Annotated in this window: 16 protein-coding genes, 1 tRNA gene and 4 pseudogenes; 13 read left to right on the forward strand and 8 right to left on the reverse strand. The window is 48.1% G+C overall.

The features are described 5' to 3' along the window. Window positions 1-2 precede the first annotated feature (2 nt). Complete coding sequence (locus CMR00_02400; GenBank protein PIO48976.1) at window positions 3-1,280, reverse strand: hypothetical protein; 1,278 nt, start codon at window positions 1,278-1,280, stop codon at window positions 3-5. A gap of 336 nt (window positions 1,281-1,616) precedes the next feature. On the opposite strand from CMR00_02400, the gene CMR00_02405 reads away from it, so the two are divergent. Further along, a complete protein-coding gene (locus CMR00_02405; protein PIO48949.1) occupies window positions 1,617-2,288 on the forward strand; it encodes a protein-S-isoprenylcysteine methyltransferase in 672 nt (223 codons plus the stop codon). A 44-nt stretch (window positions 2,289-2,332) separates the two neighbouring features. Here CMR00_02405 and CMR00_02410 read toward each other — a convergent pair whose 3' ends face one another. Both CMR00_02410 and CMR00_02415 read right to left on the reverse strand, forming a co-directional pair. Next, the gene (locus CMR00_02410; GenBank protein ID PIO48950.1) at window positions 2,333-3,154 is read right to left on the reverse strand and encodes a hypothetical protein; all 822 of its coding nucleotides are present in this window, start codon (window positions 3,152-3,154) and stop codon (window positions 2,333-2,335) included. Window positions 3,155-3,374: 220 nt separating this feature from the next. Beyond that, window positions 3,375-3,459, reverse strand: a tRNA-Leu gene (locus CMR00_02415). Between the two features lie 185 nt (window positions 3,460-3,644). Here CMR00_02415 and CMR00_02420 point away from each other — a divergent pair. The 5 genes and pseudogenes from CMR00_02420 (at window position 3,645) to pip (ending at window position 12,018) form a co-directional block, all read left to right on the forward strand. Further along, window positions 3,645-5,044 (forward strand): annotated as a pseudogene (locus CMR00_02420) (lysine-sensitive aspartokinase 3). Window positions 5,045-5,090: 46 nt separating this feature from the next. Continuing rightward, a pseudogene (locus tag CMR00_02425) lies at window positions 5,091-6,079 on the forward strand (phosphoribosylformylglycinamidine cyclo-ligase). A 22-nt stretch (window positions 6,080-6,101) separates the two neighbouring features. Continuing rightward, complete coding sequence (locus CMR00_02430) at window positions 6,102-6,494, forward strand: hypothetical protein (GenBank protein ID PIO48951.1); 393 nt, start codon at window positions 6,102-6,104, stop codon at window positions 6,492-6,494. A gap of 417 nt (window positions 6,495-6,911) precedes the next feature. Further along, a complete protein-coding gene (locus tag CMR00_02435) occupies window positions 6,912-11,066 on the forward strand; it encodes an alpha-amylase (GenBank protein ID PIO48952.1) in 4,155 nt (1,384 codons plus the stop codon). Continuing rightward, window positions 11,029-12,018 carry a prolyl aminopeptidase gene (pip, locus tag CMR00_02440; GenBank protein PIO48953.1) on the forward strand — a complete coding sequence of 330 codons (990 nt, stop codon included), beginning with the start codon at window positions 11,029-11,031 and terminating at the stop codon, window positions 12,016-12,018. Before CMR00_02435 ends, pip begins: the two co-directional genes overlap by 38 nt. A 28-nt stretch (window positions 12,019-12,046) precedes the next feature. Here the strand turns inward: pip and CMR00_02445 are convergent. The 3 genes and pseudogenes from CMR00_02445 to CMR00_02455 form a co-directional block, all read right to left on the reverse strand. Continuing rightward, window positions 12,047-13,521 (reverse strand): annotated as a pseudogene (locus tag CMR00_02445) (carbamoyl-phosphate synthase large subunit). Between the two features lie 101 nt (window positions 13,522-13,622). Next, the gene (locus CMR00_02450) at window positions 13,623-14,606 is read right to left on the reverse strand and encodes a hypothetical protein (protein PIO48954.1); all 984 of its coding nucleotides are present in this window, start codon (window positions 14,604-14,606) and stop codon (window positions 13,623-13,625) included. Further along, window positions 14,498-15,466, reverse strand: a complete 969-nt coding sequence (locus CMR00_02455) for a hypothetical protein (GenBank protein ID PIO48955.1) — start codon at window positions 15,464-15,466, stop codon at window positions 14,498-14,500. The genes CMR00_02450 and CMR00_02455 overlap by 109 nt, the downstream gene beginning before the upstream one ends. Here CMR00_02455 and CMR00_02460 point away from each other — a divergent pair. Next, window positions 15,466-16,623 carry a hypothetical protein gene (locus CMR00_02460; protein PIO48956.1) on the forward strand — a complete coding sequence of 386 codons (1,158 nt, stop codon included), beginning with the start codon at window positions 15,466-15,468 and terminating at the stop codon, window positions 16,621-16,623. The two genes, CMR00_02455 and CMR00_02460, sit on opposite strands and share 1 nt — an antisense overlap. A 10-nt stretch (window positions 16,624-16,633) precedes the next feature. Here CMR00_02460 and CMR00_02465 read toward each other — a convergent pair whose 3' ends face one another. Further along, complete coding sequence (locus tag CMR00_02465; GenBank protein ID PIO48957.1) at window positions 16,634-18,067, reverse strand: hypothetical protein; 1,434 nt, start codon at window positions 18,065-18,067, stop codon at window positions 16,634-16,636. Window positions 18,068-18,148: 81 nt separating this feature from the next. Here CMR00_02465 and CMR00_02470 point away from each other — a divergent pair, with 81 nt between their 5' ends. The 3 genes from CMR00_02470 (at window position 18,149) to CMR00_02480 (ending at window position 21,037) form a co-directional block, all read left to right on the forward strand. Next, window positions 18,149-18,616 carry a hypothetical protein gene (locus CMR00_02470; protein PIO48958.1) on the forward strand — a complete coding sequence of 156 codons (468 nt, stop codon included), beginning with the start codon at window positions 18,149-18,151 and terminating at the stop codon, window positions 18,614-18,616. 114 nt (window positions 18,617-18,730) lie between these two features. Beyond that, entirely contained in the window at window positions 18,731-19,378 is a 648-nt protein-coding gene (locus CMR00_02475; GenBank protein ID PIO48959.1) for a hypothetical protein, read from the forward strand. Window positions 19,379-19,444: 66 nt separating this feature from the next. Beyond that, window positions 19,445-21,037 carry an L-aspartate oxidase gene (locus CMR00_02480; protein ID PIO48960.1) on the forward strand — a complete coding sequence of 531 codons (1,593 nt, stop codon included), beginning with the start codon at window positions 19,445-19,447 and terminating at the stop codon, window positions 21,035-21,037. 23 nt (window positions 21,038-21,060) lie between these two features. Here the strand turns inward: CMR00_02480 and CMR00_02485 are convergent, their stop codons facing one another. Beyond that, window positions 21,061-21,534 (reverse strand): hypothetical protein, encoded by a 474-nt coding sequence (locus CMR00_02485; GenBank protein PIO48961.1) that lies wholly within the window; start codon window positions 21,532-21,534, stop codon window positions 21,061-21,063. Between the two features lie 207 nt (window positions 21,535-21,741). Between CMR00_02485 and CMR00_02490 the strand changes: the two are divergent. From CMR00_02490 to pdxH, 3 genes and pseudogenes are all read left to right on the forward strand, one after another. Beyond that, window positions 21,742-22,432 (forward strand): annotated as a pseudogene (locus CMR00_02490) (5'/3'-nucleotidase SurE). Continuing rightward, complete coding sequence (bshC, locus tag CMR00_02495) at window positions 22,433-24,112, forward strand: bacillithiol biosynthesis cysteine-adding enzyme BshC (protein PIO48962.1); 1,680 nt, start codon at window positions 22,433-22,435, stop codon at window positions 24,110-24,112. It abuts the pseudogene before it with no gap. Window positions 24,113-24,140: 28 nt separating this feature from the next. Next, complete coding sequence (gene pdxH / locus CMR00_02500) at window positions 24,141-24,779, forward strand: pyridoxamine 5'-phosphate oxidase (GenBank protein ID PIO48963.1); 639 nt, start codon at window positions 24,141-24,143, stop codon at window positions 24,777-24,779. Window positions 24,780-25,228 lie beyond the last annotated feature (449 nt).

The raw sequence follows: 25,228 nt of genomic DNA on the forward strand, positions 1-25,228 counted from the left end.
GATTAAAGTTTATCGGCTAAACGAACTCCTGAGAACTGCCATCGTTTGTCGGGTTGAAAAAAGTTGCGGTATGTGCGTCGAATGTGGCTCGTCGGTGTAGCGCAGGAGCCGCCGCGCAAGGTCATTTGATTGACCATAAATTTGCCATTGTATTCACCGAATGCGCCTGCAGCGTGTGTATAGTTTGGGTAGGGCAAGTATGCACTCATGGTCCATTCCCACACATCACCAAACATTTGGTGAAGCAGCGATGTCGTATCTGCTGCGCGGGTTTGAATTGGCATTGGAGCAAGCCAGTTGCGCTCAAGAAAATTGCTGTCATCGAGCAAAAGAGGTGCACGTTGTGCCGCAACTTCCCACTCAAATTCAGTAGGTAAGCGCTTGCCGCTCCAGCTAGCAAACGCATCGGCTTCGTAGTAACTGATATGTGCAACGGGCGCATGTTTGCGCAGCGGCACCAGCCCGCTCATCGTAAACTCAAACCACACGCCATCTATTTTTTCCCAGTACAACGGTGCGTGCCATTGCTCACGCTGCACAATATCCCAGCCATCTGACAGCCAATGCCTAAAATCTTGATAGGCACCACTTTCAACAAACTCCAGAAATTCGCCGTTTGTAACAAGCCGATTCATTAACTGAAAGTCGCCCAGAAAGACTTGGTGAGGAGGTTGTTCATTATCGAAACAGAAGCCTTCACCTTGATGTCCGATGCAATAGACACCAGCAGGAAAGGGCACAAACTGAGTCTCTGGGATGATGCTCTCAGTAGCGTGATCAACAGGCACGGAGTGATAGGCAGGGCGCAGCGGATTGGTGTAGAGAATAAACTTGATGTCCGTTACCAGCAACTCTTGATGCTGCTGCTCATGATGAATGCCGAGAGTAATAACCGAGGCGAACTCATCCCACACGGCTTCATCAATCGTGAAGATAAGTGCGTTGAGCTGTTCGGTAATAGCATGGCGATAGGCGTAGACTTCCTTTACAGTTGGGCGTGAGAGATGACCGCGCTCGGAGCGCAAGGTGCGTGCGCCGACCGAATTGTAGTAAGAGTTGAACAAGAAATTGTATAAAGGATGAAACAGCTTGTAAGAAGGCAGATAGCGTTGCAGTGCAAAGGTTTCAAAAAACCATGTGGTATGCGCAAGATGCCATTTGGGTGGACTGACATCCACGATAGGTTGAACGACATAGTCTTCAATTTCTAACGGAGCACAAAGACGCTCAGTTTGCTCTCGCACAGTGAGAAATTGCTCCGATAGCCGATGTCTTGTCATCTCGTTGCTCTTTCGTTTCTGCGAATTTGCTGATACTTGATAAGTGTCAGACTTGAAAGCTGCAGGACTGCCATGTTTTGCAGCAGAGTAACTCCTCATAGTGTGTAATTCAATTCGGGCTTATTTCGTTTTGCAATGTGCCTGTTTGCTGAGCTAATGTGTTTTTGACAATCTGAAAAGAATTGCAATGACGTGCGGCAGTGGCAATATCTGCTGACGAAGCAGAGCACGCTAAGCAATTCATGAGCAAATAAGCGATAAGAGTAGAATTTTGCGCAGCGCAGCACAGCGATTTATATTTCTTGTAATCATTCAAACCTTGAAGGGAGAATTTCTATGTCGCACATTTTTCGTCTTGTGCTTTTGCTTTTTGCCTTAGCGCTTGCGGTTGCAAGTCTGACCATTGTGCCTGCCGGGCTTTGCGGTATGCTTGAGGCACCATCGGTCTGGATTGCTTCACTGCTTTACTTCGGCTTTTTCCTAAGCACAATCAACCGTGTGCGTGTGCATGGCAATTTCACGGCAAGAGAGAAAGATGCGCAGGTTAAAAGCGCTTGGGGCAAAGTAGCCTACCCGATTCAATTTCTGGGATTAGGTGGTGCGCATTGGCTTGCTGTCTACGACTATTCACAGAATGCGGCACCTGAGTTGCTCTGGAGCATCGTAGGGTTGGTGCTGATGCTGGTGGCGCTGGTGGTGAATCGCTTGGCGGCGCGTGAGCTCGGACGCTTCTGGGACAGGCTGGTGATTCAAGAGCAGCATCGACTGGTGACGAGTGGAATCTACAGTGTGGTGCGTCATCCTATTTACACAAGTTACCTTTTGCTCTTTTTCGGACATATGGTCTTTTTTCAAAGTCTGTGGGCGAGTTTGTTGCTGGCAGTGGTCTGTGCTGTGTGGTTTGGCACGCGTATTAAAATTGAGGAAAGCCTGCTGCTGCGTAAATTTGGTGAAGACTACGCGCAGTATATGCGTCAGACAAAGCGGCTTGTACCGTTTCTGTTTTGAGCTTGCGGCATTGAGCCAGTGTGGTGTGCAGAATCGGTGAGTGGCTACTCGCTAGTGACGCCCGCAAGTTCTTCGAAGAGCCGCTCATGCACCACGATTCTACCGCAGGTTTCACACGAGTAGAATCCACCTTGAAAGATGAAGGCGTGGCGACTGGCAGGCACACGCGTGTTGCACCCGCTGCACGCATTGCGGCTGAATTTTACCACGACGTTTTGCACATTGCCGCGCCGCAGTTGGTCGTATTTGACAAGAACATGCTTGAGATGTGCTTGAACAACCTCACGCTGTTTTTTGATTTTCTTTCTGAGTTCATCAACCTCAGCCTGAGTGTTTTTGATGATGGTGTTGAGTTCCTTTTGCTTGCGTTTGTGTTCAGCTTCAGCTTCGGCAAGATGTTTTTTGAGCTCGTCGGTGGGATACATGTCGGGGGTAAGTTCATCGTAGCGGTTCTCAGCGAGAAGTTCCTTGCCTTTCTGCTCGAGCTGCTCAAATTGTTCTTCTAAGGCTTCAATAGCACGGATTTGCGATTCGGCACGCTTGATTTCTTGTTCTTCAAATTCAATTTGCTTGGAGAGCGCATCGTACTCTTTGTTATTGCGCGCTTTGGTTTGGGCGTCTTTGTACTTTTTGATTTTCTCTTGTGCGTCTTTTATCTCGGTGCGCAGGGCAATGCGTTTGGCTTGATTCTCTTCAAGGCGTTTTGCACGCTGCTCAAGCTGACGAGAAAGCTCAGCAATTTGTGCTTCTAATGCACTGATTTCTTCGGGCAGACCTTTCTGTTCGCTTAAAATAGCGTCAAGTTCATCGTCAAGAAGTTGCAGTTTGATAATGTGCAACAAGGGGTTCTTTTCCACAGTTGTCATTTGGTTTAAGTTTGAGGAAATAACATGACACTACTCGTCTCAAGAAACTACTATTCGGTTGAGGTTGCCTTAACAGCATTGGTTTAAGGACAAAAAAGGCTGAGCGACCTACTGACCCTACCATTCTTAGAGAGTCGGCAGTCGCACAAAAGAAATCTATGACGACTTGAGCTAAAGGCAGTTTAGGTTGTTTGATGTGTTGCATGGACTTGCTGATTCGTTGTGCCCAGAAGGAGACTCGAACTCCTATGCCTTGCGGCGCTCGCACCTGAAACGAGTGCGTCTACCAATTCCGCCATCTGGGCAAAAATGCATTTATGAACGTAAGGCTTTTTTAGCTATTTTCAAAATGCCCTTGCCCTGTGCTGCGCCGCTGTCTCTACACAGAAAGGTCGTCAATCTGCTGGAAGTTCTACGCAGATGCTATGAAAAGAAAAATCGCTCGATTTTGCTTACCTTTGCAGCTAAAAATTTTAGCGGATTTACTCGAATGGTGGTGATGAAATTTGGCGGCACATCGGTCGAAGATGCCGCAGCAATGAGAAACGTCATTGAAATCGTACGCCGTGAATGGCAGGCTGCACAAAGCACTGGGAACGGTGCGCCACTTGTGGTAACCAGCGCCTGCGCAGGCATTACCAACAAACTCTTTGCACTCGCCGAGCTTGCAGCATCGAACAAGTGCGCGGAAGCCAAAGAGACGCTTAAAGCCATCAAAACGCATCATCAAAGACTGATGAGCGAGTTACTTTCTGGCAACGCTCCTGCACTGAGCGAACAAATCGCAGAACTCTTTGAGGAGCTTTCAAGCATTGTGAAAGCGCTCTATGTCATTGGTGAACTTACGCCGCGCCTGCTCGATACAATCGCGTCAAATGGGGAATTGCTCTCCTCGCTCATTCTTGCACAAGCTATGAATGAAGCGGGCATCCCGACAGAGTGGAGAGATGCACGACAGATACTAATCACCGATAACAGCTTCGGCAAAGCACAACCTTTGCAAGCACTCATTGAGGAACGCGTGCGCATTCATCTTTTGCCGTCGCTGAAGGCGGGCAAGGTGATTGTTACACAAGGCTACATTGGCTCAACGCAGCAAGGACAGACAACCACACTGGGACGTGGTGGTTCAGATTACTCGGCTTCCATTTTCGGTGCGGCGCTTCATGCTGAGAACATACAAATCTGGACCGATGTCGATGGCGTGATGACCAGCGACCCGCGCCTTGTGCCCGAAGCCAAACGGCTCAAAGTGATGACCTTCCGTGAAGCAGCAGAACTGGCTTACTTCGGCGCAAAAGTTTTGCATCCTTCCACCATCCGTCCAGCCGTACAGCAAAATATCCCCGTCTATGTGCTGAACTCAAAGCGCCCGCACATTGAAGGCACACTTATTACATCGTCCATTCAGTCGTTTGATGGCATGGTAAAATCGATTGCACACAAAAAGGGCAGGTGATTATCAACTTGACCTCAACGCAGATGCTCGATGCCTTTGGGTTTCTCTACAAAGTCGCACGCATTTTCGCGGAAGCAGAAACACCAATTGATATGATTTCTACCAGTGAGGTTTCGATTTCGCTCACGATTGGTGATACAACGCGCCTTGCGCACTTAGAGAAACAGTTGTCTGAAATTGCTGAAGTCGATATTGAGCGCAATGTCGCAATTATCTGTGTCGTTGGCGATAATCTTCGTGCTGCGCCCGGGATTGCTGGAAGAATTTTCTCAACATTGGCTACCGCAGGCATCAACATTAAAATGATTTCGCAAGGAGCTTCGGAAATCAACATCGGCTTTGTTGTGGCTGAACAAGATGCGCCCAAAGCTGTTCGGGCACTGCACCATGAGTTTTTCTCTGAGGTGCACGAGAGTGCTATCTTCGCCTGATAGCCTGATGCGCTGCCAATTTTTTGACAAAAGTCTTATGCAAGAAATGAACTATAAATTAGCAGGTGTCGACATCGACGCCGGCGAAGAAGTAGTGCGGCGCATTAAGCCGCTGGTGCGCCAGACTTTCACGAAAGGGGTCTTGGGCGACATTGGCGCATTCGGGGCATTTTTGAGATTGATACTTTTGGCTACAAACAGCCGGTCTTAGTTTCAAGTGTAGATGGCGTAGGCACAAAGCTTAAAGTCGCAGCAGCGCTGCAAAAGTATGATACTGTGGGTCAGTGCCTGGTCAATCACTGTGTAAATGATATTCTTGTCTGCGGCGCAAAGCCTCTTTACTTTTTGGACTACTACGCAACAGGCAAACTGATGCCTGACCATGCAGTGAGCGTTATTGCGGGCATGGTGAAAGCCTGCAAGGAAAATGACTGCGCGCTAATTGGCGGCGAGACAGCGGAAATGCCAGGGCTCTATGATGAAAATGATTTTGATCTTGCAGGTACAATTGTCGGCATTGTCGAAAAAGAAAAAATTATCAACGGTCGCGCCATTGTCGCTGGCGATGTATTGCTGGCACTAAGTTCAAGCGGGTTGCATACAAATGGCTATTCACTAGCACGCAAAGTCTTGGGGCATCGTTTAGGCGACTATGTCGATGCACTCGGTAGCACAATCGGTGAGGCGTTGCTGCGCGTACATCGTTCTTATTATCCACTAATCTATCCGCTGCTGTCTCACTTTGAGCTCAAGGGGCTGTCGCATATTACGGGCGGTGGACTTGTTGCAAATACGATGCGCGTGGTGCCCAAAGGACTGGAGTTGCGCATTGATTGGCAAGCGTGGCAGATACCCCCGATTTTCGAACTCATTGAGCGCGAAGGAAATGTCCCAATTGAGGATATGCGGCGCACATTCAATTTGGGGGTAGGATTAGTCATCATCGCTTCGGCGCGTGAGGCGGAGCGCCTGCTGACACATTTCAAAGTGATCTCTGAACCTGCTTGGATAATCGGAGAAGTGGTCGCAGCGTAAGCTGTGCTGTGCAAGCTGCGCCATGCTAGACCGCAATTGGATTGCAGCAAATCGTAGTCTATATTTGCGATGCTTCACTTGCCCAAAGCATTCAGAACAACAAAAACGCCAAACACGTATGTCGGAAAACAACAAAGCGCAATTCGGCGGCATCGAATCGCGTATTCTTGAAGCCGTTCGTAAACTCAAAACGCGTTACCCACTCGGACGCTACGAAATGTCTTTTCATCTCGATGCCTATCGCGGCGAAGCCTTCTACGACCGTGTGGTTGAATCTATTGAAGATGTCGGCGCGTTTCGCGTGCGCTTCATGGACAAGAGTACAATTGATATTCCTCTTGCTGCGCTTAAAGACGTCGATAGACCGGACTTTGTAGAAAAGTGGGGTGAGACTATCTACAAATCGCGTCGGTAAGCCGTTGACATCGCTCTATACATTATACATGATATCTTGCCGTACCAAACGATTTGTTGATGAGTCTGTTTCTAATTTTGCATCATTTTAGGGCTGCTACATACGCCTCCTTGTCTATCTTTGCGCCTATCGTGCGTCAAGGTGTTAAAAGATGTATTAAGAATTTATGGTGAAGTGACACAAACCTGTTCCTGATGCGTAGGGGCAGCTCGTAACGCTCTGCAAGACTCACCTGATTTTGTCTCAGCAATATCTTGCTTGCCATCGCAAGAACACAAGTCGGATATAGCACTCGCTTCTACAACGCTTCTGCAGAAAATCATGATGACTAAATTGTGCAAGGTTAAGTTCGGACGTGCTCAGAGCGTAAAAAGTTTTTTTGCTATCTTTTTTCATCTATGATCGAAACCTCAACCAATGAGTATGGCAGTCTACGAATTTCATCTTTCCAGAAAAGCACGGGATACTTACCAATTCAGCGAGACCTTCTTCACGCTGCGAGGTGATATTCTTTTTGAAAATTTTCGTGCCGCACAGCTTTTTACCGAAAAACTCAATGCTGTACGCCGTGCCGAAGGGGTGCCAAGTTCCGCACTTGCTCGAGCCGCTGACATCTATACGATGGGGCTAATGCACGAGATTTTTCACTTCGTTGTGCGTGTCTATGAGCGCGACTACAATCCTGAAGCATTACAAAAGTGCGACAATTACCTCAAAGTCGTGCTCACAACGCCAGCGTTGCAAACGTTCCTAAGGCAATTTAGTTACGACTTCCCGTCGCAGAGCGTTTATCGTGGCGTCGAATCAGTAGAAAGCTATCTTCAGGGCAAGACCGACCAGACGCCCAACCGTAGTATTGTGCTCGAAGAAGTCATGCTGCTTTTCCTTGAAAATGAGAACCCTGCCTTCGCCACAATCCGCGACCTCATTGATGATCGTGAGTTGCGTGCAACGTCACTCTACGAAAGCACTGTAACGCAAATTGATAATTTCTTTGAGACTCAGCCGCGTTTTGGACCGGACAATCAATCGCTATTCAAACTGCTGTATGCACCGATGCTTGCAGCACCTAATTCCATCATGGGGCAGTTAGAGTTCATCTTCAAAAATTGGCAAGCCATTCTTGTGGGCTCGCCGTTCTTGGAGAGAATTCTCTTTGCGATGGATGTCATCAAAGAAGAAGGCAAATACTTCAAGATGCTGGCTGAGGCAGCAGCTGACAAAGCCAAACACCCTCTTGAGGTCAGACAAGTTGAGTTCTTTGGATGGGGTGAAAAAGAAACACCCCCGGTGCCGACGTACCGCGAAGAGGGCGAAGCGCCCGAAGGCTTTAGCCCTGACCTGAATTGGATGCCTCGGCTGGTGTTGATAGCCAAAAATACTTATGTCTGGCTCGATCAGCTCTCTAAGAAATATCAACGCGCGATGACACGGCTCGATCAGATTCCTGAAGAAGAACTTGCCACGCTTGCTGCGCGCGGTTTTACAGGGCTCTGGCTGATTGGAATCTGGGAACGGAGTGTGGCCTCCAAACGCATCAAGCATCTTAATGGCAACATTGACGCTGTGGCTTCGGCGTATTCGCTCTATGACTACGATATTGCGCGCGACTTGGGCGGTGAAGAAGCGCTCTACACGTTGCGTGAGCGTGCTCGGCGCTACGGTATTCGGCTTGCCAGTGACATGGTTCCTAATCACACTGGCATAGACTCTCGCTGGGTGATTCAGCATCCGGATTGGTTTATCTCTACAGACTATCCACCATATCCGAATTACACCTTCTACGGACCTGACCTTTCAAGCGATGAGCGTGTCGGCATTTTCATTGAAGATGGATACTGGCGCAAAACCGATGCCGCCGTTGTCTTTGCGCGATTAGACCGATGGACTGGCGATGTGCGCTACATCTATCACGGCAATGATGGCACAAACATGCCCTGGAACGACACGGCACAACTCAACTTCCTCAAAGCTGAAGTGCGTGAAGCCGTAATTCAAACTATTTTGCACGTGGCGCGTCTTTTCCCCATCATTCGCTTTGATGCCGCTATGGTGCTGACAAAGCAACACATTCAACGGCTATGGTTCCCTGAGCCCGGCAAAGGTGGCGCAATTGCCTCACGTGCAGCTTTTGCGATGACAAAAGAACAGTTTGATGCCTTGATGCCAAACGAATTCTGGCGCGAGGTCGTCGACCGCGTTCAAGCTGAAGCGCCTGATACACTCTTGCTTGCTGAAGCCTTCTGGCTGCTCGAAGGCTACTTTGTGCGCACATTAGGCATGCACCGTGTCTATAACAGCGCGTTCATGCATATGTTCAAAAAAGAAGAGAACGATAAATATCGCACGCTGATTAAAAACACACTCGAGTATGATGCGCGCATTCTCAAACGCTATGTAAATTTCATGAGCAACCCCGATGAAGAAACTGCGGTCAATCAATTTGGTAAAGACGACAAGTACTTCGGTGTCTGTGTGATGATGGTGACCATGCCCGGCTTACCAATGTTTGCGCACGGACAAATCGAGGGGTTCTCGGAGCGGTATGGCATGGAGTATCAACGTGCCTACTACAACGAAACGCCCGATGAATATCTCATTGCACGACATGAGCGAGAAATTTTCCCGCTGCTCAAGCGCCGCTATCTCTTTGCTGAAGTCGACAATTTCTATCTCTACGACTTTATTACGCTCGAAAATAAGGTCGATGAAAATGTCTTTGCCTTTAGCAATCAATATGGCAATGAAAGAGCACTTGTGATTTATCACAATAAATTTGCGACAACGCGCGGATGGATTCGCACGTCAGTGGCTTTCCTTGAAGAGGGGCAGCTCACAAAGCGCACACTTGCCGAAGCCTTGCACCTAAGCCAAAAGCCAAACACCTACACCATCTTCCGCGATTTTATCTCAGGGCTTGAATACATTCGTGCCAATTCTGAACTCAGCGAGCAAGGCATGTATTTTGAACTGCAGGCTTACAAGTATGCAGTCTTTATGGAATTTCGTGAAGTGGTACCGACAAAACTCAAGCCTTACGATGAGCTTGCAAGACTGCTCAATGGTCAGGGCGTGCCATCGATTGAAGATGAAGTGATGCACCTTAGCTTGCGCCCTGTCCATCAAGCTATTGCAGAGGCAATCTGCCCGGATGTGCTCAAAGAGTTGATGCAAGGCTGGCTCTATGGCAAAATCAATTCACAAGCCGTCTTGCTCTTCAAAGAAAAACTCCGCGCAATTCTTCAAGCAAAAGACACAGTCGAAAATCATGTAGGTGACGAAAAGCATTTTATCGATGAGAGCGCAAACAAATATGTCGCGCTCATGATGCTGGCAAATCTTGAACGCCTATCAGCCGATGAGGAAAAAGACTGGAAACAATTTTTCCGGCAACTTTTGCCGCGTGAAGATCATGGTGATTCGGCATGGCGCGTGCTCCTTATCTGGCTGTTTGTGCAGCACTTAGACGCCGTGCGCCAGACCGCCGTCGATATTCAACTCAATGTGGTGCGCGATTGGCGCTTGGAAAAATTCATCGTGCAGTCGCTCACGCAATCTGAACTGGATGAAAACCGCGCACATGCTGAAACCGAACTGATTCGCCTGCTGGTAGAACGCGAACGATATACGGGCGAGACGCGTGACATCAAAACCGCGCTCAAAGGCTTGCTGGAAAGTCATGAAGCCGACCGATTTATCGGTCTTAACGTGTTTCAAGGCACAGAGTATTTCAACAAAGAACGATTCGAAATGCTGGTCAGCGCACTCTATGCTCTCTCTGCTATTGAAGACCTTGCCGCAACATCTTCACCGCCTAAACTGACAACCGACCTTGAAGACCGGTTTGCTAAACGCTTTGAGACACTAAACCAACTGGTGCGTGACGCTGAACGCACGGGCTATCGGCTCAAAGACTTTTTGAAATCGCTCGACATCAGTATTCTCGAAGAAATTGAGCTACCTCTGACTCAGGAGTCTGAAGAATCTGAAAAAGAAAAGCAAGTTCAAGACACAGCGGCACCTGCAAGACGCAAGACGAGCACACGCACACAGACAGCAAAAGCAAGCACAAAGAAAGCAACAAAAGCGAAAGCTGCACCTGCACCCACTGAGACCAAACCGAAGCGTGGACGCCAAGCAAAGCCTGAACTGACAACAGATAGTCTCCAAACAAACGGCGCTGACACATCAGCAGAAGTTGTAGCACCTAAAAAATCCACGATAACTCAGGCAAAAACGACAGCGCAATCGACGCCCACACCTGCAGCAACAGAAGCGCTGCGGGCTCGTACGCTCAAAGTGAGTGCGAAAAAAACAAGTAAAACACCGACGCCGAGTGCAACTGCAGCGCCGAAACCAAGTGCAAGTGAGCGCGCCAAAGTTGCTCCAAAGAAGAGTGCTAAAACACCTCAAGGGGCTCAACTGCTTTCACCTGAACTTAAAGCTAAGCGCGCATCAGCATCAGGCACGAAAAAGAAAGTTGCAGCGGTCAGTGCAAAAAAGCTATTGCAAACGTCATCAAACAAAACCGTAGATGAAAAGCGCAGAAGCAAAACCAAAAAGAGCAAGTAGAACACTACGCGACCTCTATCCCCCAATCGTGCCGTATCGCACAGGATTTTTGCAAGTCTCAGAGATGCATCGCATTTATTATGAAGAAGTAGGTAATCCCAAAGGCAAGCCTGTTGTTTTTTTGCACGGCGGACCCGGTGGTGGTATTGAGCCGCAGCATCGACAGTATTTTAATCCGAAAAAATGGCGCGTAGTGCTCTTCGACCAGCGCGGTTGTGGCAAAAGTACACCGTTTGCTGAACTGCGTGAAAACACCACATGGGATTTGGTAGCTGACATTGAGCGACTGCGTGAGCAGCTTGGCATAGAGAAGTGGACGGTCTTTGGCGGCAGTTGGGGCAGCACACTTGCTTTAGCCTATTCGGAAACATATCCCAATCGTTGCGCCGGATTGATTTTGCGAGGCATTTTTCTTTTGCGCCAAAAAGAAGTGCACTGGTTTTATCAAGAAGGTGCAAATTATTTTTTCCCTGATGCATGGGAGCATTACCTTGAACCGATTCCACCCAAAGAGCGCGGAGATATGATTGCGGCTTACTACAAGCGCTTGACAAGCCCTAACGCTGCAACACGTCTTCGCGCGGCGAAAGCATGGAGTGTGTGGGAAGGGACGCTAAGCAAATTGCAAGCTGACCCTAAACACATTGCACGCTTTGCGGCAGACAACTTCGCTGTGGCTTTCGCACGCATTGAATGCCACTACTTCATCAACAAGGGCTTCTTTGAGCACGATGATGAACTGCTACGACGCGCAAAGCGTATTGCGCACTTGCCTACAATTATTGTTCAGGGACGCTACGATGTAATTTGTCCGCCGATTTCCGCGTGGGAACTGCATAAAGCCTTGCCAAAGTCTGAACTCATTATAGTCCCGCAGGCAGGGCATGCGGCCAGTGAAGTGGGTATACGCAGCGCACTGGTTCAAGCCACTGATCGTTTCGCGCGATTGTAGTAAGACCGTTCCGCTCAAAACTTGAAGACTACGCCATGGCAAGTTGGCGAAGTTCAAGTTCCATATCGATAATCTGCTTGATATTGTGGAGAAACCAGCGATCGATTTTTGTAGCGTGATAGACTTCATCGACGCTTGCGCCTGCAAGCATAGCATAACGGATGTAAAAAATGCGGTCAGAAGTGGAGATTTTAATGCGCTCCAAGAAGTTGCTTTTAGCCGCTCGCTTTTCCTCTTCCGAAAGTGAGAGCACATCATATTTATCTTTGCCATCGGCACCTAAGCCTGCTCTGCCAATCTCCAACGAACGCAAGGCTTTCTGCAAGGCTTCTTTGAAAGTGCGTCCAAACGCCATCGCTTCACCGACCGATTTCATCTGAATGCCTAAGCGATCTTCCACATTGCGGAACTTCTCAAAATCCCAACGCGGGATTTTCACGACACAGTAGTCAAGAGCAGGTTCAAATGACGCAGGTGTGGTTTTGGTAATATCATTTTGGATTTCATCGAGCCGATAGCCGACGGCAAGTTTAGCGGCAACTTTTGCAATAGGAAAACCGGTAGCTTTCGAAGCCAGTGCAGAGGAGCGCGAGACGCGCGGATTCATTTCAATGACAATCATTCTACCCGTTTCGGGATGCACCGCAAATTGAATGTTTGAGCCGCCAGTCTCCACACCAATTTCACGAATGATTTTAATTGCAGCATCGCGCATGGCTTGATACTGCTTATCGGTCAGCGTTTGTGCAGGGGCAACCGTAATGCTATCGCCTGTGTGCACACCCATTGGGTCAAAGTTCTCAATCGAGCAGACGATGATGACATTGTCGGCAAGGTCGCGAATGACTTCTAATTCGTATTCTTTCCAGCCAACGATAGATTCTTCTACCAAGACCTCGCGAATCGGACTTGCTGAAAGTCCTCGTCGGACAATATCGAAATACTCTTGCTCGGTATCTGCAATGCCGCCGCCTGTCCCACCAAGTGTGAAAGAAGGACGCACGACAAGCGGCAATCCTAACTGCTTCAATGCCAATTCAGCCTCAGATTCGCTGCGCACGAAAATCCCACGCGGGACTTCCAAGCCAATTTTTTTCATGGCATCAGCAAAGAGTTCGCGGTTTTCAGCTTTGCGAATCGCGCGCAGTTTAGCCCCAATGAGTTCAACGCCATTGCGCTCTAACTCACCAGATTCAGCAAGCTGAACCGCAACATTGAGCGCCGTTTGACCACCCATCGTGGGCAGAAGCGCATCGGGTTTTCGCGCTCAATAACTTTAAGCACATATTCAGGTGTGATTGGCTCAATGTAGGTACGGTCTGCAACATCTACATCGGTCATAATCGTAGCCGGGTTAGAATTGACCAAGATGATGCGATAGCCTTCACTGCGCAAGGCGCGGCAGGCTTGTGTACCCGAATAATCAAATTCGCAGGCTTGTCCAATAACGATGGGACCTGCGCCAATGATGAGAATGGATTTAATGTCTTTGCGTTTTGGCACAGCGGGTTTAGCTTAATGACGGATTTGGTAAAACTTTCATAAATTGCAAAATACAAAAGCGTGAGCAATTCACAGTATGATAAGAGCCATGCGCACCGTAGTTAATGTGCAAAGTGGAACAGTTTCTTGCGTATTTGTTGTGCTGAAAGCGGAGCAGTAGAGCTGACTTCAAGCACATCTACAAAGCGCTGCTGAGAGCCAACTTTACCTGTAAGTTTAAGCACTTTACTTTTGCGTCGGACAAGCATCATAATCGGTGCGCCTGCCTTCAGACCTTTCTGTGAAAAGATTTTTTCGAGCAATGCACCTGCCCGACTTGTGTCTGAATCGTCAATGGCTAAAATTTCATCATTGATCTTTAAGCCCATGCGTTCTGCCGCCGATTCAGGCAAGACCGAAGCGACCTTAAGCGCCCCACTGGAATCAGGCTGAATAAAATAGCCCATTTGTGCAATAGCTTGCTTGCGCTTGCCGTAGTGCAGCCCAGCTTTAGCAAAGTAGGTATGAAGCGGCAACGTATCGTTTCCTGCAATGAAGCGCTGGTAAAACGGTTGAATATCGACTTCTGAAAGTCGTGAGAGAATCGTAACAAGTGAGTCATCATGATAAGGCTTGCGTGGTTTGCCATACTCTGCGTTGAGTTTGAGCAAAAGCTCATCGGTGCCATGCTGAAGCGGGTGATGGGTACGCAAATGAATATCAAGCAGCATCGCAACAAGGGTGCCACGCACATAGAATGGAATAATCTCTGAAGGGTCTGCAATTTTGGCAAGGCGGCGGCTTAGTGCAACCAGACTTTCCTTGCTGCTGCCAAGTGGCGATTGCATCAAGCGAATTCGCTCCAAGAGATTCTGTAAAAACATATCTACAGAAATAATGCCTGCCTTGACCATCAACAGTTCAGCATAGTAATCCGTCATGCCTTCGACGAACCAAATTGTGGAGGTGTGTATCGGCGTCTGATAATCAAAGGGTCCTAAAAGATGGCTATGAATACGCTTCGGATTCCAAAGGTGAAAAAACTCGTGGCTAATGGTGGTGGCAATTGGGTCAAAGCGGGCATTATTCCAATCAAAGAGCGGCATATAATATGCCGAAGAATGTTGATGCTCGAGTGCGCCGAACTGTATGAAAAATTTGGGACGTGCGAAGCGAAAAAGAAACAAGTACTTCTCATAAGGTAATTCTCCGAAAAATGATGGTGCGCAAGCACAATTTCTTTGATGACAGCAATAAGACTATCGGGCTGTGGCGCACTGTCCGCATCAATAATCACACTATGCGGTTTGTTCAAGATCGTAAAGTCATAGCGGTGAAACCTGCCAAGCATAACAGGTGAATCGACAAGTTCGTCATAGTTTTTTGCGCGTGCCGTCAGTGAGTGAGGGGCGGTCTCAATTGCGCATGCCATCTGCCAGCCTTCAGGTAAGCGGTAGTGCACAAGGCACGGCAAATGTTTGTAGCCTTGCAAGTATCCGAAGATATTGGTAGCGTTGAAGTAACCGCGTGCATCATTGAGTTCGGTAGTTTCAGGGTAGAGCAAATCTGGGCGTTGCATTTCTGCAACACGATACTCAAGGCGAGCTAGTTGGTGCGCAGGGCGTATTTTCCATGAATTTGTATCGAGCTGTTTAACTTCTAGGCGGTTGCCACTGCGGTCGAATGCCGTCAGTGCCGTGATGTATTGACCGTACTGTGTAAATTGATAAGCGCCGGGTGCCCAAGCAGGAATTGAGAAAATTTCTTCTTCGCCAAGCGAGAGTCTCTCAAAAGAAAATGTGATAGCAAACTCACCGCGTGCGGGCTGAGTGGCATCTACGGTGTAAATAAATTGCGGAAGTGTGTCGCGTTCTGTGGCACTTTCGCTAGTGCGGCAGCCTTGCCAAAGCATGGCAGAAAGACCTATCACCAGCAGAAGCAAACCCAATAGACGCAGTTGTAACATTGGACAGACTTGTTTTGCAAGAGAAATTACAAAATCAAGGCGTGGTATGCTGTGAGAAGCTTTGCAAAATCCATAACTTTCGCAAGCTAAACCGTGGAGAAAAAACTATGAAGCAGTTTGCCGTTATCGTCTCATCGCACGGGGAAGTGGAAACGCCTCGCTTTTCTGCCTACCGTGACCAAATTCGACACATTTTTCACCATGCATCTGCCTACATGCACATTCCGAAACTGGCAATGAACATCATTCCAGTCTTCGGTGGCGCTATGATGCTAATGAAGCATAAGACCACAGGCTATATCTCACCTTACAACGCCATTACACGAAAGCAAGCTGAAAAACTGCGTGAGCATCTTAGCGCGCTTGTCTCAAATGCACCCTTCACGCTCGATGTCTTTACGACATTTGAAACCACCCCACCTTATACCGAAGAAGCAATGGCAGAGGCAATGCAAAAATATCACGGTGTGATTGTGCTGGTCATGAACCCGATTGATGGCGAACTTTCGTGCGGCACACTGTGCAAGTTTGCGCTAAAGGAGTTTTCAGCACAAGAGCTAGCTAAACTAACGGTGCTGGGCGGCTTGTGGCGCGATGAAGAACTTGCACAAACGTATTGCGAGCATATCATTGAGCAAGCACAGCGCGTAAAGATTGAAGGCAAAGCAGGCTTAGCTCTCATCATGCATGGCACTGTACTTGCGCGCAAAGATGGCACACCAGTTTCGTTCCGCAATGGACTTAAAGAAACAGAAGCGTTTTATGCACGATTACATGCTTTACTCAGCGCCGACAAGCGACACCATTTTTCCGAAATTGCCGTCGGTTACCTCAATCATGCCGTAGGTGGCAAGTGGACAACGCCAACGTTCAAAGAAACTGTTGAGCACTTCAAAAAGCGCGGCGTGGAAACCATGATGGCTTTTGCAAGCGGTTACTTTGCTGATAGCAGCGAAACACAGCATGCCGCTGAAGACATGCTGAAAGCAGGCTTTAAGCAAGCCTACTACATTCCGTGTGTCAATGCCTCCGATGCGTTTGCAAGCTATCTGGCAAGACGCGTCAGTCGTGCAGCACATGCGTTGCTCAAACGCCAAGAAATGTATGAGCCGCACGTCAAGCAAGAGACAGCGAAGTTGTCTTCATATCCTCGATAAAGCAAAGGGCTCAGAGTGTAACGCTGAGTGTAACCGAGAAATAGAAAATCTCATTCTTGGGCTCGCTCACTGCGCTGAACGTGCGAGGCATGCTAATAGGCGACGGTTGAATTTCAAGGACATAGCTGGGCGTATTGAGTGGAAAGACAAGATGTGCTGCAGGTGAGAGGCTAAAACTCCCAAATGCATAACTAAGCGAGAGCGAAAGTGAGGCGCTAAGCGGAGAAAATGAACCCGTAACGAGTTCTTGACGCATAAGCAAATTGCGCCGCTGGTCGCGTAAGGCAGTGCGTTGCAGCATTGGTTGTGCGCTGGTCAAACGAATCGTGTAGCGTGGCAGCGTGCCGAAGTCAAAAGTTGCGCTGGGTGAAATGAAAAGAATCCCACCAAAGAATTGCTCCAAGCTAAATGTGCGTGAAAGACTTAGCGTAAGGAAAAGGCTATTGAGTGTGCGTGAAAATCCATAGTTAAAGCTTACGCTGGGCGTCAGAATCGGATTGGTGTAGGTAAGATAGGTACCCAGATTGTCAGAAATGATGGAACTAAACTGCACGCTTGTAGGACTGAAAAAATAGCGTGAGTAGTTAGCTCCAACTAAAAGCGCCTCAAAAAAAGTCTGCTCTGCACCGATGCTTAAGGTGAATTGATCAAAGAACTGTGATTGTCCAAAAAGTCCAACTGCTTCTACACTGCCCCAGATGCCGATGGGATGGGTGTAGGTTGCAGAAAAAAACATGGCGCCAGCGCTGACGATGTCGGAGTCGTTGCGCGTGCTAAGGTTTTGCTGAAGACCATACCACACTGATTGGCTATTGAATGAAGCGCTGAAATACAGTCCGATTGGCGTAGGGATATCGGGCAAGAGCACATCGCTTTCATCAGGTGTGGCATTGCGTCTGGCTTTGGCAGTGTGTGATATTCCCATTTCTGAAATGGCTACCAAATCCTCGATATATTGAGAGAGTGTGGCAGTGTGTTGCTTGAGCTGTGCTTCCAAATCGCGTTGAAATTGCTCTATATGATGAAATTCAGCAAGTTTTGCTTTCTCAAGTGCAATTTTCTGGCTATCGGGCGCAAGGGCGCGGAGCGTGTTCTGAAAGATTTGCAGTCGGGCGTACTGCTCGGCACGAAACGCAGTTGAAGCAGAATCAAGTGAGGCGCTCATCTCGGAGGCTTTGCGTTTGATAAAGCGCTGTAGACTTGGTTCCGTGATGCGCGTGGCGCGCTCTAAGATAGCATTTTCAAACTTCTTCCACTCTGTTAAAAGCTCAACGCTGATTCTTGCCGATTCTTCAATGAAGGGCAGCAGCGATGGCAAAAGCTCGCGCGAAAATGATGCTGTTTTTGAGGTATCGGAAAGCGTTGGGAAGTGTTGTGCAGGCAGCGTAGAAAGGTTCAAGCCAAAGACAAAAGGTATCAAAAAAGCTCGAAAAACTTTCGTCATAATTTACAGGTTTGAAAAATTACAAGTTTCAATAGTATTCGTGTCAATTCAGGCGCGTGAATATCATAAGACATCAGAAAAATGAAAAAAGAATCGGTTTGGGATTACCCGCGTCCACCACGGCTTGAGCCGACCGCACGGCGGCTGCGCGTGGTCTTTGCAGGCAAAACAATTGCCGATACAACCAGAGGACTGCGCATTTTGGAAACCAGTCACCCACCCACCTACTACATTCCAATTTCAGATATCGATATGAACTGCCTGAAGGCTTCGATGCATCGATCGTGGTGTGAGTTTAAAGGTGCCGCGATGTACTGGAATCTTGAATTTGGCAATTGTCTTTCGCCCAATGCCGCGTGGAGTTATCCGAATCCGATGCCAAACTATGCGGCACTCAAAGATCATCTTGCTTTCTACGCCAGCCGTGTCGATGCATGCTATGTGGATGATGAAAAAGTCAGTGCACAGGAAGGTGATTTCTACGGCGGCTGGATTACAAGTGACCTTGTTGGACCCTTCAAAGGCGGCAAAGGCACATGGGGCTGGTAGGATGCAGCAGGCAGGAGAGGTCAAAATTTTTTGTGTAAATTCATAGCTGTTTTGCAAAGCAACATAAAGCAGTAAGAAGCAAAAACAACGCAATCAATTTATCAATTCTCAAATATGGAATTTTTCAATGAACTTCGGCACCTGATTGCACCTGAGACCATTGTCAAAGCAGGCTATGTGATTATGGCGCTGGTGATCTTTGCTGAAACGGGGTTGCTGGCAGGCTTTTTTCTGCCCGGTGATTCGCTGCTTGTTACTGCAGGTATTTTTGCAGCACGTGGCGATCTGGATCTTTTCTTTCTCAACGCACTGTTGATTGTTTGTGCAATTGTAGGCGATGCTACAGGTTACTTTATCGGACGGCGTGCAGGTGAAGCGCTCTGGCAACGACCAGACTCTCGATTCTTCAAACGCAAGTACGTAGAGCAGACACAAGCCTTCTACGATAAGCACGGCGGCAAGACGATTATCCTTGCACGCTTTGTGCCTATTGTTCGCACATTTGCACCGACTATGGCTGGCGTTGCCAAAATGGAATATCCAAAGTTTGCAGCTTTCAACATCTTTGGTGGCATATTCTGGGTGTTAAGCATGACGCTGGTAGGATATTTTCTTGGCAAACTTTTTCCAACAATCGCAAGAGAGATTGATAAAGTCATCATTGTGGTTATTGCGCTATCGCTTGTGCCAATTGCGTGGCATGCTCTTAAAGAGCGCTATTTTACGCCAGCGGTCGCAGGGGAGGGCAATGCAAAGCCTTAGAGCCTGCAGCTGAGCTGTCTCAGGCGTGGTGAAAAGGCGCAATCGTTCGCATGGAGTTTGGCGAAGATGACAGAAGAAATCAAAGTCGACATGCTGGTTATCGGCAGTGGAATTGCCGGGTTGTTCTTTGCGCTGAGAGCCGCGCGGTTAGGTAGTGTGCTGATTATTACGAAAAAAGAGCGCTCGGACTCTAACACCAACTGGGCGCAAGGCGGTATTGCGGCAGTGCTCTCCCCAGACGACAATTACGACCTACACATTGCTGATACACTCAATGCGGGAGCGGGGCTATGCAACCGTACGGCGGTTGAAGTTCTGGTCAAGGAGGGACCGGCGCATGTCAAGGAGCTTATCGAAATGGGCGTGCAATTTACGATGAAAAATGGCAAGCCAGACCTTGCCCGTGAAGGCGGGCATTCCAGACATCGCATTTTACACGCAGCAGATTTGACCGGACGCGAAATTGAGCGCGCCTTGCTTGCAAAAGTGGCAGAAAACCCCAATATCGAAATACTCGAGCATCATATTGCTATTGAACTTATCACAGAGCATCATCTGCGTAAAAAGACAAACGATATTACGTGCTACGGTGCCTATGCGCTGGATACGAAGAAACGACGCTTCAAGAAAATTCTTGCCAAATTCACCATGCTGGCGTCGGGCGGGTGCGGTCAAGTCTATCAGCATACCACCAATCCAGACATTGCGACAGGTGATGGCATAGCGATGGCGTATCGGGCGGGTGCAGAAATTCACAACATGGAGTTTATTCAATTTCATCCAACTGCACTCTATCACCCTAAAGCTAAGTCATTTCTTATCACTGAAGCCATACGCGGGTTTGGCGGCATCTTGCGCAATTCAAAAGGTGAAGCCTTTATGGCGCGCTACGATGCACGGCGAGACCTGGCGCCACGCGACATTGTGGCACGCGCAATCGACAGCGAAATGAAAAAGTTAGGTGATGAATGCGTTTATTTAGACATTACACACAAGCCAGCCGACCAAATCAAAGAGCACTTTCCAAATATCTATGAGCGCTGCTTGATGCTTGGCATTGATATCACACAAGAACTTATTCCTGTAGTGCCAGCAATGCATTATTCATGCGGCGGTGTGGCAACAGATCTCTATGGACGCACAACCATCAATCGACTGTATGCGTCAGGAGAGACGGCATCGACTGGCGTGCATGGTGCAAACCGTCTGGCAAGCAATTCGCTGCTAGAAGCCCTTGTCTTTTCACATCGTGCATATTTGGATATGTGTGAGAACATTAAGTCTGTCTCTAATAGCATTGAATTTCCTGACTGGGATGAAAGCGGCACCGAATCACCTGAAGAGTGGATTTTGATTTCGCATAATCGCAAAGAAGTCCAACAAGTCATGCACGACTATGTTGGCATTGTACGCAGTGATTTGCGCTTGGAGCGTGCTCGCCGACGCATTGAATTTCTCAAAGAAGAAACTGAAGCCTATTACAAGCGCACCAAAGTATCAGAAGGATTGCTTGAACTGCGAAATATCATCAAAGTCGCTAAACTCATCATTGAGAGTGCAATAAAGCGCCGTGAATCGCGTGGCTTGCACTACACGACCGATTATCCCTACTGCGATGACAAACATTATCTCTGCAATACAGTCTTGCGCTCATTTTAGTACTATTTTCTAAAAGCCGCGCACTACTCGTCAGGTTGAGAGGCTTGACGAGCTTGAAGTGCGGTACAAAGACCAAGTCGTGCTTTGCAGACTGGATTGTAGCGTTGGCACAAGTCGTAGATGTCTTCGAAATCGTAGTCAATCGTAAGTTCTTCGCCGGCTTGAATGTGGCGTGCGGCAACAAGGTAGAGTGAATTGGCGTCGCGCTCTACGACAAGTGCGTTGGGCTCGCAGCTGTGGTTGATGTAACGAATCTTCCCGCTTTGCGCCGTATCCAGATAACGATGCTCATCGAGATAGAAAATATAGACATTATCTTCTTCAGCTTCGCGCCGCATGCATTCGTCTGCATCAATGACTTCACCATCAATGACCATAATGATTTCGCCCTGCTGACAGGCTTTGAGCGTGAAAATGCCGTAGCCTTGAATCGGTGAGGGTTGAACGGCAATGTAATCGGGGTTGTGCAGAGCATCCTCTGGAAATTGCTGGGACATGGCAAATCACAAGTTAGCGAGTTTTTTGTATCTTTAAGGCTTAACAGTAAAGAAAAAACATCTGTGGCAAGCAAGAAAACGACAGGGTCTTCTAAGAAAACATCCAACCTTTCTTCTGAAAATCATCAAACTAATCGGCGTCCGCGCATCTTGGTAACGAACGACGATGGCATAGATGCCGAAGGCTTAGAGGTGCTGGCTAAAGTCATGAGTAAAATTGGTGATATTACGGTCGTTGCGCCTACGGCGCCGCAGAGCGGCATGAGCCATGCCATGACGTTAGGCAAACCGCTGCGCATCAAAAAAGCCTACAAGCATAAAAATTTTTGGATATGCTGTCTCAGGCACGCCAGTCGATTGTGTCAAAGCGGCACTGGCGCAGATTCTGACGGAAAAACCCGACTTGGTCGTCAGCGGCATCAATCACGGCAGCAATACTGCCATCAACATTCTATATTCAGGTACAGTTGCAGCTGCGCGTGAAGCCGCCATTGCAAAAATCCCCGCGATTGCTTTCTCGCTGACAACATACGGCAATCCAGATTTTAGATATGCCGCAAAATTTGCTAAGCAACTGGCGCTCAAAGTCTTAAAGCACGGCTTACCTGCAGAAACCCTGCTTACGGTCAATATCCCCAACTTGCCTGAAGATAAAATCAAAGGTGTGGCAATCACGCAGCAAGGCAAATCACGCTGGCACGAGACCATGATTGAGCGCGCAGATGCCTATGGCGAGCCCTATTACTGGCTGCGCGGCGAAATGGTGTTGCACGACGATAGTCTCGAAGATGATGAGTTTGCAATCCGCAATGACTATGTCTCGGTAACGCCAATTTCCTTTGACCAAACCAACTATGCTTTTCTTGAGACTGTGCGAACATGGAATCTGAAAAAGTAAATGACCATCTCTATTCCTTATTCAGCGTTTAGTGGCGTGCATCGCCCATTTAACGCCCTTTTCTTGGACTATGTGTCGGAGACTGAGCGCGCAAGTGAGATTGCCGAAAAATTCTTCTGTGGTGATTATCGCAAAAGAGATGTACAGCAGAAAAAATTAGAGACTCTGGCTCGCACAACATACCATCGTGCCCAGCTGGTTGAAATCTTGGAGCGACAAAATCGTCTGTTCGGTGCGTCTGAGCGCACACTAGCGCAGATTCAAAAGCTGTTATCGACAAAAACAGTAGCCATCGTTACAGGTCAGCAGGTCGGTGTGCTGACGGGCAACCTTTACACGATTTACAAAACGCTCTCAGCCATTGCATTTGCTAAACGCATGAAGCAAGACTTTCCTGACTACGACTTTGTGCCGATCTTCTGGCTCGAGGGTGAAGACCACGACTACGACGAAGTAGCAACGCTGGGATTGCTGTCGGAAAACAAACTGCGACTTTTGCGCTATCAAGAAGCGCATGTAAAGGAACGCATGATGACAGGGCGAATTCAACTCACCGCAGAAATTTCGCACTTTACTACGGAAGCACTCGCCGCCTTACCACCAAGTGAGTTCAAAGCAAAAGTTTCCGACCTGATTCGTAGCACGTACCGTGAAGGTGAAAGCTTGCTCTCGGCGTTTGCAAAACTGATGAGCGAACTCTTCAAAGAACACGGCTTGATTTTTCTGTCAAGTGATGATCGAGAGTATAAAAAGCTCTGCAAGCGACTTTTTCTCAAAGAATTGCAGACCGCACCGGAAAGCTCGAGAAATGTGATTGCTCAAAGTGCTCTGCTGGAAGACGCAGGCTATGAGGCACAAGCCAAAGCAAAACCCGTTAATCTCTACCTCATTGAAAATCATCAACGCTGGCGCATAGAGCCCGAGCAAGGGGAACTATATCTTTTGCAGCCTGCACGTCGTGCTATCTCAAAAAGTGAGCTCTTGGAACTGGTCGAAGATGCCCCAGAACGTTTCAGCGCAAATGTCATCTTGCGCCCAATTATGCAAGACTGGGCCGTGCCAACGTTTGCCTATATCGCAGGTCCAGCAGAAGTTGCATACTTAGCGCAACTCAAATCGAACTATGCATTCTTTGGCTTAGAGATGCCGCTGGTCGTGCCACGCCATAGCTGCTCGATTGTAGAGCCAAAGGTGAAAAAAGTGTTTGCAAGACTAAGCGAGCAGATGGGCAGCGGTACACTTGACACGCTCTATGCACAATTTTTTTCAGATAGAGAGCATCTCGTACGCCAAATTGTCGACAAACTCGAAGACCTAAGCGTAGAGACACAGTTTGCACAAACTGAATTGCAGGTAAAAACTGCCTTGCAGGTGCTCGGCGAGAGGCTCGGCAAACTTGACCCAACATTGAAAGATGCCTTAGAGACGGCAAGCGGGAAAATTTTTTATCAACTCAGTCATCTCAAAGAAAAGGCGTTTCGTGCCGAAAAGCAGCGTCATCAAGATATCGTGGCGCAAATAGAAAAGTGCGAAGCTAATCTGCTGCCTAATCATCGTTTGCAGGAACGCACCGTCAATGCGTTGTATTATTTCAGTAAATTTGGCTTTTTGCTGCTTGACAAATTGCATCAAGCCATTGAAACGTGCTCGGAACGCCAACACATGATTGTAGAAGTATAAGTCTGAAACAAAGAAAAAACTTTGTGCTATGTCTATTGCAGATTTGCGTAAAGAATACGGGAAGGGCACACTCAACGAAAAAGATTTAGAACCAAATCCCTTCAAGATGTTTGAGCGCTGGTTTCATGATGCCCAAGCTGCAGGCATTGAAGAGCCAAACGCCATGACACTAGCGACCGCAACAAAAGACGGCAAGCCTTCGGCACGCGTTGTGCTGCTCAAAGGCTTGGATGAACGCGGGTTTGTCTTCTACACAAACTACGAAAGCCGAAAGGGCAGAGAACTTGCAGAAAACCCATACGCTGCACTGTGTTTTCATTGGCAAGCGCTCGAGCGGCAAGTCACCATCATGGGCATGGTAGAAAAAGTCAGTCGTGAAGAATCAGAAGCCTATTTTAATTCGCGTCCGCTCACGAGCCGCTATGGGGCGTGGGCATCGCATCAAAGTCAGGTTATTGCAAGCAAAGCAGAACTGCTCAAACGCGCCGCTGAAATAGCGCTCAAGCATCCAACTGGCAACGTGCCACTGCCACCATTCTGGGGGGGCTATCGACTGCTGCCCTATGAAATTCAATTCTGGCAAGGACAACCCTCGCGCCTGCACGATCGCTTCCGCTACCTCAAGCAGCACAACGGCACTTGGCAAATTGATCGACTCTCACCCTAAAAGCACCAGCAATGAAAATGATGTAAAAACTTAACTTTCCCTTTACAAAAATTTTCTTATGTTTGCATACTCATCATTCCGACAGCTCAAAATACGCAGTGTCTCACATTGATTTTCAGCATCAATTTCTGATTCGTGCAAGAGACACAGCTACGACGCTCACAGGACCAGCTACGATGCGCTGACCATCCATTCCGTACCATGCACAGCAGTGAAGGTGCGTAGCGACTGAAATGATGAACGCACAAAGAGACTGAACCCGACCAAAACAGAACACAGAAAAAGTTTAGAACAACCTAAATGCAACCATCGCTGCTATATGAAAAACCGATACGCTTTTTTTGAGATGCCACATACCCAAAAGACTCAAACCAAGTCCTTCTTTGCTCGTACCTTCATAGTCTTAGCTGGTCTTGCCCTAAGTTTTGCGGCGCAAGCAAATGCGCAAA

The sequence above is a fragment of the [Chlorobium] sp. 445 genome (genome assembly GCA_002763895.1).
GTDB lineage: Bacteria > Bacteroidota > Chlorobiia > Chlorobiales > Thermochlorobacteraceae > Thermochlorobacter.